Origin of the sequence: Demequina litoralis, from assembly GCF_030418455.1 — a bacterium.
Taxonomy (GTDB): Bacteria; Actinomycetota; Actinomycetes; order Actinomycetales; family Demequinaceae; genus Demequina; species Demequina litoralis.
Genome location: NZ_JAUHPW010000011.1, coordinates 80,142 through 89,827, shown reverse-complemented (window position 1 = coordinate 89,827; position 9,686 = coordinate 80,142). Strand labels below are relative to the sequence as shown.

Sequence of the window (9,686 nt, the reverse complement as noted above, 5' to 3'; positions counted from 1 at the left end):
GCCCACCCCACGGAAATACCGTCGGGAGTATCGGGGCCGCCTCCCGGACGTCCCCGGACCCAATGGAGGGGGCGCGTCATGCGCAGGCTGCTCATCCTCGGAGCCGGCACGGCGGGCACGATCGCGGCGAACAAGCTGCGGCGGCTGCTCGGCGCGGACGACTGGCAGATCACGATCGTCGACCAGCGCGGCACGCACTACTATCAGCCGGCCTTCCTCTTCATCCCCTTCGGCAGATACCGGCCGCACAAGGCGCGCCGGAAGGCCGCGCCGCTCATCCCGGACGGCGTCACCCGCATCCAGGCGCAGATCGACCGCGTCGACGCGGACGCCCGCACGGTCGCGCTCGAGGACGGCACCGTCCTCCCGTACGACTACCTCATCGTCGCGACGGGCACCTCCCCGCATCCCGAGGAGACGCCCGGCATGGAGGACGACTGGCACGGCGCCGTCCACTCCTTCTACACGTTCGACGATGCGGTGGCGCTGCGGAAGGCCCTCGCCGGCTTCACCGGGGGCCGGCTGGTGGTCCACATCTCCGAGATGCCGATCAAGTGCCCGGTGGCGCCGCTCGAGTTCACGCTGCTGGCGGACGACTACTTCAAGCGCCGCGGCATCCGCGACAAGGTCGACATCACGTTCGTCACGCCGCTGTCGGGGGCGTTCACCAAGCCCGTCGCGGCGGCTGCCTTCGGCGACATGCTCGAGACGCGGGGGATCGCGGTCGAGCCGGACTTCATGATCGAGAGCGTCGATGCGGAGGCGCGCAAGGTCGTGTCCTTCGACGAGCGCGAGGTCCCCTACGACCTGCTCGTGACGGTCCCGGTGAACAAGGGCGCCGCGTTCGTCGGCAGGTCCGGCCTCGGCGACGAGCTCGACTTCGTGCCCGTCGACCACCACACCCTCCGGCACGCCGAGCACCCGGAGATCTTCGCGGTCGGCGACGCGGCCGCGGTCCCCACATCCAAGGCAGGCGCCGTCGCGCACTTCGAGCTCGACGTGTTCCCCGAGAACTTCGTCCGCATCATCAACGGCGAGGAGCCGGTCGAGAGCTTCGACGGCCACGCCACGTGCTTCATCGAGTCGGGGGCGGGCAAGGCCATGCTCATCGACTTCAACTACGACACCGAGCCGCTGCCGGGGATGTTCCCGGTGCCGGCGGTGGGCCCGCTGCCGCTGCTCAAGGAGTCCCGGTTCAACCACTGGGGCAAGCTCGCGTTCGAGCCCGTCTACTGGTCGATGCTGCTTCCCGGCCGACCGCTTCCCCTACCCGCTCAGATGTCGATGCGCGGCAAGCGCGTCCCCGCCTAGGAGGAGACATGAGCACCACCACCCTCGCCGGCCGCGAGATCCACGTCGACGCGGAGGGCTTCCTCACCGAGTACGACGAATGGGACGAGGACCTTGCCCAGCAGCTCGCGGACCAGATCGGGATCGAGATGACCCCCGAGCACTGGGACGTCGTCCGGTTCCTGCGCGCCGACTACGCCGAGACCGGCCAGACCGCCACCACCCGCCGCGTCAACGCCGTGGGCGGCTTCCCGGTCAAGAAGCAGTTCGCGCTGTTCCCCAAGAAGCCGGGCAAGAAGATGTCCTACATCGCGGGCCTGCCCAAGCCCGCGGGATGCGTCTGAGGAGGCGCGCCATGACCGACATGCAGACCCAGCCGGGCGTCGTCCCCGACTTCGGCGACGACGACGAGACCGACCGCAAGCTCGTCATCATCTGCTCGAAGGGCAACCTCGACATGGCCTACCCGGGCCTCGTCCTCGCCAACTCGGCGCTGGGTGAGGGCATCGCGGTGGACCTGTTCTTCACGTTCTGGGGTTTCGACATGATCACGAAGTCGCGGCAGCAGAAGCTCACGTTCACCCCGGTCGGGAACACCGCGATGCACCTGCCGTTCGGCGGCCGCATGCCGCAGTGGCTGTCGCCGTTCCCGGGCATGACGTGGGTCGCGACCAAGATGATGAGGAAGCAGATCGACGACCTCGGGGTGCCCCCGGTCGACGAGTTCCTCGATCAGATCGTCGCGTCGGGCGGACGCCTGTGGGCGTGCAAGATGAGCGCCGACATGCAGAAGCTCACGATGGAGGACCTCCGGGACGACGTCGAGGACATCATCACCGCCGCCGACTTCATGGACCTGTCCGAGGGGGCTCAGACGCTGTTCATCTAGTCGTCGGTGCGCAGCCGCACCTCGCGGATCACCGCGGACTTGGGGTAGCCCGCGGGGTCGCGGCGCCCGTGCGGGAACTCCCACAGGTCGAGCATGAGCTGGAGGGGGTAGCCGAGCACCTGGTCGGTGCCGTAGATCTCGACGCCGTCGACCGAGATGCGCACGCCCTCGGAGTCCCACGCCGCGCCGTAGGTGTGCGGCTCCGTGGCGTCCATGGCCAGCACGACGTCGCGCAGGTCGGAGACGAGCCGCGGGTCGTGGTGCGCCTTGATCCCGGCACGGATCACGGACGATGCGGCGGTCACCTTGTCGCCGAAGACCTCGGCCACGCAGATCTCGCCGGAGTCGTCGGGCCCGGTCGACTCGTGCCCCACGAGCCAGATGCCGAGCATGCACGTGGGGTCGGCGCTCGCGGACGCGACCACCTCGACGGCGCCCGCGCGGGGCGGCGCCCACAGCCGCCGCATCGTCCTCTCCGTCACCACCCGCAGGTCGCGCCCGATGCGGTGCTGGCCCACCGCGGACCCGAGCGGGCCGGCGAACTCGCCGGTCTGCAGGTGCGAGACGCGGAAGTCGCCGTCCTCGGGACGCCAGGCGTGCTGGTCGTGCTCGATGAGCAGCTCGATCCCACCGCCGACGAAGCGGTAGCGCGCGCCCGAGCGCTCGGGGGTGGTCCAGTGCGGGAGATAGTCGGGGACCCAGAGGCTCGTGTCGAGAGGATCACCCTCGAAGCGGTCGATCCGGTCCCACGTGCTCATGTCAGGCCTCCGCGTCCACGGGCTCGGGCCGCCGGGTCAGGCGTCGCGGGCCCCACACCACCACGATGACTGCCGCGAAGGCGACCTGCACGGCGAACCCGGTCCAGCGGCCTTCGGCGGTGGTCCAGTACGGCACGGCGGCGCCCACGATGTTCGCGACCGCGTGGAAGAGGATCGCGATCGACACCGCGCCGCCCGTGTTGACGAACAGCCACGTGTAGAGGACCGCCAGCACGATCTGCTGGAGCACGAACTCGTGGACCGGGATCGCCGCCTGCACGGTGCCGTCGATGAAGTGCAGCGGCAGGTGCCAGATGCCCCACGCGGCGCCGAGCATCAGGCTCGCGGAGAGCGGGCCGTGGAAGCGCAGCATCGGGCCGAGCGCGAAGCCGCGCCAGCCGTACTCCTCGGGGGCGGCGTTGAGCAGAAGGATGATGAGGAAGGTCGGCACGATCGCGACGAGCGGCAGCCCGTCGTCCCAGGACACCTCCTGGCCGGTCGCCGCCATGACACCGACGGTGACCAGCGCCATCGCGGGGGCGAGCAGCAGCGTCGGCACGAGCCATCGCCGGTCGAAGTCGCGGCTCCAGCCGCGGCGCAGCAGCGCGCGTACCGCGGCGCCGCCACCCGCCCGGCGGGTGAGGACGAGGGCGGCGATGAAGGGGCCGAACGGCCCGACGATGCCGAGGATGCCCACCGCATCGGGCAGGTCGAGGAGACCCGTGGAGTCGAGCACCGAGGGCAGCCACGCCGCCCACGAGATCGCGAACGCGAGCACGAAGAAGGCGATCAGCTCGCCGAAGGTGATGTCCCGTCCTGTCGCCTCGTTCATGACCGTCGACCCTAGTGAGGGGCCGCCGGGGCGACAAGGGTGCCGCTCAGGCGTCGGCGAGCTCCCGCAGGGTCTCGATCGAGGCGACGATGCGGGCGCGCAGCTTCGCGCCGCGCGTCGCGAAGTCCCGCTGCCGGTCCGCGTACTCGCGCTTGCCGTGCGGGGTCTCGACCGCGATCGGGTCGAGGCCGTACGACGACACGTCGTAGGGGGACGCCTGCATGTCGACCCGCCGCACCTCGAGCGCGAGGGCGAACGCCTCGAGCTGGAGGCTCGACGGCACGGCCGGGGCGAGCTTGGACGCCCACTTGTACAGGTCCATCGTCGCGTGGAGGCACCCGGGCTGCTCGAGCGCCACCTGCGACTCGCGCGTGGGCTGCAGCGTGTTGAGGGGCCGCGCGTCCGGGGTGAAGAAGCGGAACGCGTCGAAGTGCGAGCACGCGATGGGGTGGGACTCGACCACCGCATCGGTCCCGTCCTGACCCAGGCGAAGAGGAAGCGGGTGGCGGATGCCGTCGCCCGCGCGGTAGGCCATCGCCCATTCGTGGAGCCCGAAGCAGCCCAGCCGCGCGGGCCTGCTCGCGGTCGCCCGCAGGAGGCGCTCGATGTGGTCGACGGTGGCGCCGCGCGCCTCCAGGAACGCGACGACGTCCACCTCGGTCCGCCCCGCGGAGGTCCGGTAGAAGCGCCATGCCGCATGCTCGGGCGCGTCCTCGAGCACCACCCCGGGGCCCGGGTGCCAGCGGCGCAGGTGCGAGGGCCGGGTCGAGTAGTACTCGAAGAGGAAGTCCTCGATCGCGTGGCGCTCGCCGCGGCCCTTGCGCTCGCGGTGACCCGCGGTGAGCGCGTCGGCGTCGGCGGCGTGAGCGGTGGCGAGCGGCTCCCACTCGGCGCGCGCGAGCGTGGGGGAGCCGAGGATGGTCATGACGTCCATTGTCACCCGGGCTCCGGTTTTGCGCGGTGGCCGGCGCCCAGTCACGACCGGTCGTCGAGTTCCTGGGGGAGGTCTCGCGCGGTGTGCAGGACCCGATGGATGCGCAGGGCGTCGGCATCTGCGGTGTAGAGGACGACGAAGGGGAGGCGCGGCAGGGCGAGGCCGCGAAGGTCGGGGATCGCGGTGGCGATGGCGAACCGGGTCGATCCGATCGCCGGATTCTCGGCGAGCGACCGGATCGCCGTCTCGAGCGCGTCGATGAAGGCCACCGCCGGTTCGATGCCCGCATGTGCCACGTAGTGCGCCGACGCCGTGGCGATGTCCTCGTCCGCTCGATGCGTGGTGACGAGGCGGATCGGACTCATGCGGCGCCGTCGGCGAGCCTTCGCGCGTGACCACGCAGGGACTCGAAGTAGGCCGCGTCGAGCACCGACCCCTCTCCGGAGGTCATGCCGTCGAGCACGAGCGCGCGGAGGCGGAGCCGTTCCTGCTCGCGGCGGATCAGCTCCCGCACGAACTCGCTGCTGGTGCCGTAGCCGCCTTCCGCGACCTGCGACTCGACGAAGTCCTTCAGGGCGTCGGGAAGGGAGACGTTCATCGTGGCCATGACTTCACGCTACGCGGCTTGGCAAGCCTTGTCATCGATCTGTGGACGGGTCAGCCGGTGTCGCAGGCGGCGGGTCGACCGCGACCTGCCACTCTTGTGCCGTGCCCACCGACTCCCGCGCCGCGACCGTCGCGCCCTTCCTGGTCATCCTCGGGCTGCTGTGCCAGGAGGCCGGCGCCGCCGTCGCGGTCATGGTCTTCCCGCAGGCGGGCCCCGTCGGCATGGTCGCGCTGCGTCTCACGTTCTCGGCGCTGGTGCTCGTCCTCGTCGCGCGGCGCACCCTGCGCGGCGCGGCGCGCGGCCACTGGCGCATCGTGCTCGGGTACGGGCTCGCGCTCGCGGTGATGAACGTGCTCTTCTACCTCGCCATCGCACGCATCCCCCTGGGGATCGCGGTCACCATCGAGGTGCTCGGCCCCCTCACGCTGAGCGTGGTCGCGAGCCGCAGCATGCGCGGCCTCCTGTGGGCGGGGACGGCCGCGGCGGGCGTGCTGCTGCTCGGCGGCACGGCCCATGACCTCGACCTCGTGGGCGTGGCGTTCGCGGCGGGCGCGGCCGCGCTCTGGGCGGTCTACATCCTCATGGCGCGCGCGGCGGGGGCGGCGATGCCGGGGCTCACGGGGATCGCGCTGGCGATGAGCGTGGGCGCCCTCGTCACGCTGCCGGCCGCGTTCGCGGTGGTCGGCACGGCGCTGCTCGACCCCCGGATCCTCGCGCTGGGCCTCGCGGTCGCGGTGCTTTCCTCGGCGATCCCGTACGGCATCGAGATCACGGCGCTGCGGCACCTGCGTGCGGAGACGTTCGGCATCCTGATGGCGCTCGCCCCCGCGCTCGCGGCCGTCACCGGCCTGGTGCTGCTCGGGCAGACGCTCACCGTGAGCGTCGCGGCGGGCATCGTGCTCGTCACGATCGCGGGCATCGGCGCGGTGAGGACCGCGCCCGGCCCGGCGCGGGTCGAGGGTCCGGACGATGCGCCGATGCCGCCGTCGCCCGCCTGAGGCGAACCGCGCCGCGGGCCGCTACGCCCGCTCCTCCCACCAGCGCAGCACGCGGAGCGCCCGCAGCGTGTTCCAGCGGCTCGGCCGGCCGTCGCCGTCCTCCATCACGAACGGCACCCTGCCGCGGTGGGTGTTCTCGAGAGGCCACGTGCCCACCGCCGAGCGACGCGCGCGCAGCATGTCGATGGCCTCGCCCGCACGCTCGTCGGGCTCGGCGCCGGACTCGCGGAGGTGCTCGAGCGCGCGCAGCACGTCGTAGTGCCAGTAGGTGGGGAAGGAGAAGCGCTGGTAGGCGGGGTCCACGATCTCGCCCGTGGAGCGGCGCCGCATGAGGTGCCGGTCCAGCAGGTAGTCCTGGCCGTCGAGGAAGGCCTCGCCCGCCTCCGGCGCCAGCGCCCCCGTCGCACGACGATGCGCGACCAGCGACTCGAGCGCGCCGATGGTCGAGTGGAAGCTCGACCGCGACGAACGCCACGGCGGGTCGCAGTTCCAGCCGCCGTCGGAGCGCCGGTCCTTGACCAGCCGCCTCACCGGGGTCGCCATGTCCTGGCCGAAGTACGCCCCGATCGAGATGGCCGTCGACAGCGAGCACGCCTCGCTCTCGCCCTCGAGGAAGGGCTGGTCGCCGTCCTCCCAGCGGACGCTCGCGAATGCCCGGCCGACCGCCTCGCGGACCTGGTGCGCGTCGGGGTCGACGCCGAGGTGCGTGAGCAGCAGCAGCACGTGCGCGGTGGACGTCCACGGCTGGCCGTCGTCCGTGTCCCGGCGGCCCGACGGCCACCATGCGCCGTGGTCCCAGCTGCCGTCCTCGAGCTGCAGGGACAGCAGGCGGGCGCCCCAGCCCTCGCGCGCCACCCGCGCGCGTTCGTCGACCACCTCGATCGGGTCGGCGTCGAGGAGGTCGCGCATCGTCTGCCAGCGGATCGCCGGGTCCCCGGCCATGAGCCAGTCGGCGACGCTCACGCGGACACCTCCTCGGGGTCGCGCGGCGCGGGCAGGGCCCGTACGGCGACGTCGCCCGCCGCGTTGGACGCGGCGGTGAGCACCCGCTCGAGCGGCCCCTGGCCCATGCCCGCGCGTCGCCAGCCCCAGGCTGTCGCGAGCAGCACGAGCTCGAGCGCGACGAGCGCGACGTTCGAGGGCTCGTAGACCATCTCGGTGCCCACCACCCAGATGACGAGCACCTGCAGCACGTACGCCGACAGCGCCATCGCGCCGACCGCCTCGACCGGGCTCAGCAGCGCCCGCGCCCGCGGCGCCGCCCAGCACGAGGCGCCGATCACGGCCACCGCGACGCCCGCGTTGTGGGCCATCTCCACGGGCGTGTACGAGTGCGCGACCAGGCCCGTGACGGCGCCGTCGCCCGCGACGATGCGCACGAGCGCCGCCCCGGCCGCGGCCATGAGGCCCAGCCCCACCAGCAGCGCCTGCGTGCGAGCGGTCCTCAGCGCGAGGCGTCCGACCACGACGCCGAGCAGCACGTAGCCGATCCACGCGAGAGCGGGGTAGTGGAGGCTCCACAGCCGCCCCACGACGGGTGCCGCCTCCCACCAGCCCCCGGGTCGCACGGCCTCGACGGCGATCCGGCCGAAGGCGAAGGCGACGCCCGCGATCCCGAGCAGCGCCCACGACGGGACGCGCAGCAGCGGGATCGCGAGCAGCATCATGAGGCCCAGGTTCACCAGGATGATGTCGACGCCGGTGGAGAGCTCGGCGAGCACGAGACCGAGCACGACGAGCAGACCCGCCCGCGTCGCGACCCGGGCACGCGTGTGCCGGACGGCCCGCGCATCGTCCCGTCCGCCCGCGCGGGCGAGCATGAGCGCGATGGTGACGCCCGCGAGCACCGCGAACAGGGCGGACGGGCGTCCGTGCGACGCGACCAGCCACGGCCACGGCTCGCCGTCGCCGCGCGAGCCGTCCGCGCCCACGTGCGCCGCGACCATGCCGAGCACCGCGAGTCCGCGCGCGACGTCGAGCCCGACGATGCGGCTCCCGCTCATGCGGGCACCCCGGCCCGGTCGAGCAGCTCGCCGGCCCACCGGTAGTGCCCGCCCAGGCACTCGTGCGCGACGGCGGAGAGACGGTCGCCGTCGAGCCACGGATGCGCGTCGGGCGAGGTCAGGGTCGCATCGTCCCGCGCGGCGACGGCCGCGATCGCGCGGGCGTGCGACGCGACCGTGGCTGCCCGCGCCTCGTCGTACGCGAGGTGACGATGCGCGGAGTGCAGCGCGTCGTTGAGGTCGCCGAGCGTGGCCCACGTGTACCCGTCGGCCGGATACGCGGGGGTCCGGCCCGCCGCGTGGTCCGCGAGCCAGCGCTCGAGCAGGAGGTGCCACGTGTGGAGGTGGGTGAGGATGTCCGCGACGCGTCGGTCCCGGTAGACGGCGCCGAGGTCGGCGTCCCGGTGGGCGTCGGTGCGGGCGAGCAGCCGGGCCAGCCCCTCGTCCGCGGTCGCGACGATGCGGTCGGCTGCCTCTCCCATGCGGCCCATCGTAGGCACGGGGCGAGGCGGCTCCCCGGCATCGGGCGGGGCGCACGCGAGCGACTAGGCTGGAGCCCATGCGTATCGCCCGTTTCACCACCGGAGCCGAGCCCCAGTACGCGATCGTCGATGGAGAGCCGGGCGCCGAGGAGCTCGTCGTGCTCACCGGCGACCCGATGTACACGCCGGGCACCGTCACCGGCGAGCGGATCAAGCTCACCGAGGACGTCCGCCTGCTCGCCCCCGTCATCCCGCGCTCGAAGATCGTGTGCCTCGGCAAGAACTACGCCGAGCACGCCAAGGAGATGGGCGGCGAGGTCCCCGACATGCCGCTGCTGTTCCTCAAGCCCAACACCGCCGTGGTGGGGCCGGACGACCCGATCGTGCTGCCGCACTACGCCGAGGACGTCCAGCTCGAGGCCGAGCTCGCGATCGTGATCTCCCGCGTGTGCAAGGACGTCTCACCCGAGAACGCGGAGCAGTACATCTACGGCTTCACGTGCGCCAACGACGTCACCGCGCGCGACGTGCAGCGCCAGGAGAACCAGTGGTTCCGCGGCAAGGCGTTCGACACGTCGCTCCCTCTCGGGCCGTGGATCGAGACCGAGCTCGCGCACGACGACGTCCACGTGGTGGGCCGCATCAACGGCGAGGAGGTCCAGAAGGGCCACACCGCCGACATGGTGACCGACGTCGCGACCGTGGTGTCGCTCGTGTCCGAGGTCACCACGCTGCTGCCCGGCGACGTCATCCTCACCGGCACCCCGGCGGGCGTCACCACGATCAACCACGGCGACGTGGTCGAGGTCGAGGTCGAGGACCTCGGTGTGCTGCGCAACCCCGTCCTCCGCCGCCAGTAACGGGCCCCACCCCGGCCCACCCCCGCATCGTGC

13 protein-coding genes are annotated in these 9,686 nt (G+C 72.3%); 5 read left to right on the top strand and 8 right to left on the bottom strand.

Translation table 11 applies throughout. The features are described from left to right. The first annotated feature begins 78 nt into the window (after nucleotides 1-78). From sqr to QQX09_RS13070, 3 genes are read left to right on the top strand one after another with little or no spacing between them, the layout of a single operon-like run. A complete protein-coding gene (gene sqr / locus QQX09_RS13080) occupies nucleotides 79-1,311 on the top strand; it encodes a type III sulfide quinone reductase, selenoprotein subtype (protein WP_301135511.1) in 1,233 nt (410 codons plus the stop codon). Nucleotides 1,312-1,319: 8 nt separating this feature from the next. Beyond that, on the top strand, nucleotides 1,320-1,634 hold the full coding sequence (locus tag QQX09_RS13075; protein ID WP_301135508.1) for a TusE/DsrC/DsvC family sulfur relay protein: 315 nt from the start codon (nucleotides 1,320-1,322) through the stop codon (nucleotides 1,632-1,634). An 11-nt stretch (nucleotides 1,635-1,645) separates the two neighbouring features. After that, on the top strand, nucleotides 1,646-2,179 hold the full coding sequence (locus QQX09_RS13070) for a DsrE/DsrF/DrsH-like family protein (protein WP_301135505.1): 534 nt from the start codon (nucleotides 1,646-1,648) through the stop codon (nucleotides 2,177-2,179). Here the strand turns inward: QQX09_RS13070 and QQX09_RS13065 are convergent. From QQX09_RS13065 to QQX09_RS13045, 5 genes are read right to left on the bottom strand one after another with little or no spacing between them, the layout of a single operon-like run. Further along, nucleotides 2,176-2,937 (bottom strand): glycoside hydrolase family 16 protein, encoded by a 762-nt coding sequence (locus QQX09_RS13065; RefSeq protein ID WP_301135502.1) that lies wholly within the window; start codon nucleotides 2,935-2,937, stop codon nucleotides 2,176-2,178. The two genes, QQX09_RS13070 and QQX09_RS13065, sit on opposite strands and share 4 nt — an antisense overlap. A 1-nt stretch (nucleotide 2,938) precedes the next feature. Further along, nucleotides 2,939-3,769, bottom strand: a complete 831-nt coding sequence (locus QQX09_RS13060) for a CPBP family intramembrane glutamic endopeptidase (RefSeq protein WP_301135500.1) — start codon at nucleotides 3,767-3,769, stop codon at nucleotides 2,939-2,941. Nucleotides 3,770-3,815: 46 nt separating this feature from the next. Beyond that, the gene (locus tag QQX09_RS13055; RefSeq protein WP_301135497.1) at nucleotides 3,816-4,694 is read right to left on the bottom strand and encodes a 3-methyladenine DNA glycosylase; all 879 of its coding nucleotides are present in this window, start codon (nucleotides 4,692-4,694) and stop codon (nucleotides 3,816-3,818) included. Between the two features lie 50 nt (nucleotides 4,695-4,744). After that, entirely contained in the window at nucleotides 4,745-5,068 is a 324-nt protein-coding gene (locus tag QQX09_RS13050; protein WP_301135494.1) for a type II toxin-antitoxin system RelE/ParE family toxin, read from the bottom strand. After that, on the bottom strand, nucleotides 5,065-5,310 hold the full coding sequence (locus QQX09_RS13045; protein WP_301135491.1) for a type II toxin-antitoxin system ParD family antitoxin: 246 nt from the start codon (nucleotides 5,308-5,310) through the stop codon (nucleotides 5,065-5,067). The genes QQX09_RS13050 and QQX09_RS13045 overlap by 4 nt, the downstream gene beginning before the upstream one ends. A 101-nt stretch (nucleotides 5,311-5,411) precedes the next feature. Between QQX09_RS13045 and QQX09_RS13040 the strand changes: the two genes are divergently transcribed. Next, nucleotides 5,412-6,308 (top strand): EamA family transporter, encoded by an 897-nt coding sequence (locus tag QQX09_RS13040; protein ID WP_301135488.1) that lies wholly within the window; start codon nucleotides 5,412-5,414, stop codon nucleotides 6,306-6,308. A gap of 21 nt (nucleotides 6,309-6,329) precedes the next feature. Here the strand turns inward: QQX09_RS13040 and QQX09_RS13035 are convergent, their stop codons facing one another. From QQX09_RS13035 to QQX09_RS13025, 3 genes are read right to left on the bottom strand one after another with little or no spacing between them, the layout of a single operon-like run. Then, nucleotides 6,330-7,271 (bottom strand): prenyltransferase/squalene oxidase repeat-containing protein, encoded by a 942-nt coding sequence (locus QQX09_RS13035; protein WP_301135487.1) that lies wholly within the window; start codon nucleotides 7,269-7,271, stop codon nucleotides 6,330-6,332. Then, nucleotides 7,268-8,311, bottom strand: coding sequence for a heparan-alpha-glucosaminide N-acetyltransferase domain-containing protein (locus tag QQX09_RS13030; RefSeq protein WP_301135484.1), 1,044 nt, complete (start codon nucleotides 8,309-8,311; stop codon nucleotides 7,268-7,270). Before QQX09_RS13030 ends, QQX09_RS13035 begins: the two co-directional genes overlap by 4 nt. Further along, nucleotides 8,308-8,793, bottom strand: coding sequence for a ClbS/DfsB family four-helix bundle protein (locus tag QQX09_RS13025; protein ID WP_301135482.1), 486 nt, complete (start codon nucleotides 8,791-8,793; stop codon nucleotides 8,308-8,310). The genes QQX09_RS13030 and QQX09_RS13025 overlap by 4 nt, the downstream gene beginning before the upstream one ends. Before the next feature lie 77 nt (nucleotides 8,794-8,870). Here QQX09_RS13025 and QQX09_RS13020 point away from each other — a divergent pair, with 77 nt between their 5' ends. After that, on the top strand, nucleotides 8,871-9,653 hold the full coding sequence (locus QQX09_RS13020; protein WP_301135479.1) for a fumarylacetoacetate hydrolase family protein: 783 nt from the start codon (nucleotides 8,871-8,873) through the stop codon (nucleotides 9,651-9,653). The last annotated feature ends 33 nt before the right edge of the window (nucleotides 9,654-9,686 follow it).

What these genes read in the sequence shown, in the direction of transcription:
- QQX09_RS13065 (WP_301135502.1), bottom strand. Translation starts at nt 2,937, where the DNA reads ATGAGCACGTGGGACCGGATCGACCGCTTCGAGGGTGATCCTCTCGAC.
- QQX09_RS13070 (WP_301135505.1), top strand. Translation starts at nt 1,646, where the DNA reads ATGACCGACATGCAGACCCAGCCGGGCGTCGTCCCCGACTTCGGCGAC.
- QQX09_RS13045 (WP_301135491.1), bottom strand. Translation starts at nt 5,310, where the DNA reads ATGGCCACGATGAACGTCTCCCTTCCCGACGCCCTGAAGGACTTCGTC.
- QQX09_RS13025 (WP_301135482.1), bottom strand. Translation starts at nt 8,793, where the DNA reads ATGGGAGAGGCAGCCGACCGCATCGTCGCGACCGCGGACGAGGGGCTG.
- QQX09_RS13060 (WP_301135500.1), bottom strand. Translation starts at nt 3,769, where the DNA reads ATGAACGAGGCGACAGGACGGGACATCACCTTCGGCGAGCTGATCGCC.
- QQX09_RS13050 (WP_301135494.1), bottom strand. Translation starts at nt 5,068, where the DNA reads ATGAGTCCGATCCGCCTCGTCACCACGCATCGAGCGGACGAGGACATC.
- QQX09_RS13055 (WP_301135497.1), bottom strand. Translation starts at nt 4,694, where the DNA reads ATGACCATCCTCGGCTCCCCCACGCTCGCGCGCGCCGAGTGGGAGCCG.
- QQX09_RS13020 (WP_301135479.1), top strand. Translation starts at nt 8,871, where the DNA reads ATGCGTATCGCCCGTTTCACCACCGGAGCCGAGCCCCAGTACGCGATC.
- QQX09_RS13075 (WP_301135508.1), top strand. Translation starts at nt 1,320, where the DNA reads ATGAGCACCACCACCCTCGCCGGCCGCGAGATCCACGTCGACGCGGAG.
- sqr (WP_301135511.1), top strand. Translation starts at nt 79, where the DNA reads ATGCGCAGGCTGCTCATCCTCGGAGCCGGCACGGCGGGCACGATCGCG.
- QQX09_RS13030 (WP_301135484.1), bottom strand. Translation starts at nt 8,311, where the DNA reads ATGAGCGGGAGCCGCATCGTCGGGCTCGACGTCGCGCGCGGACTCGCG.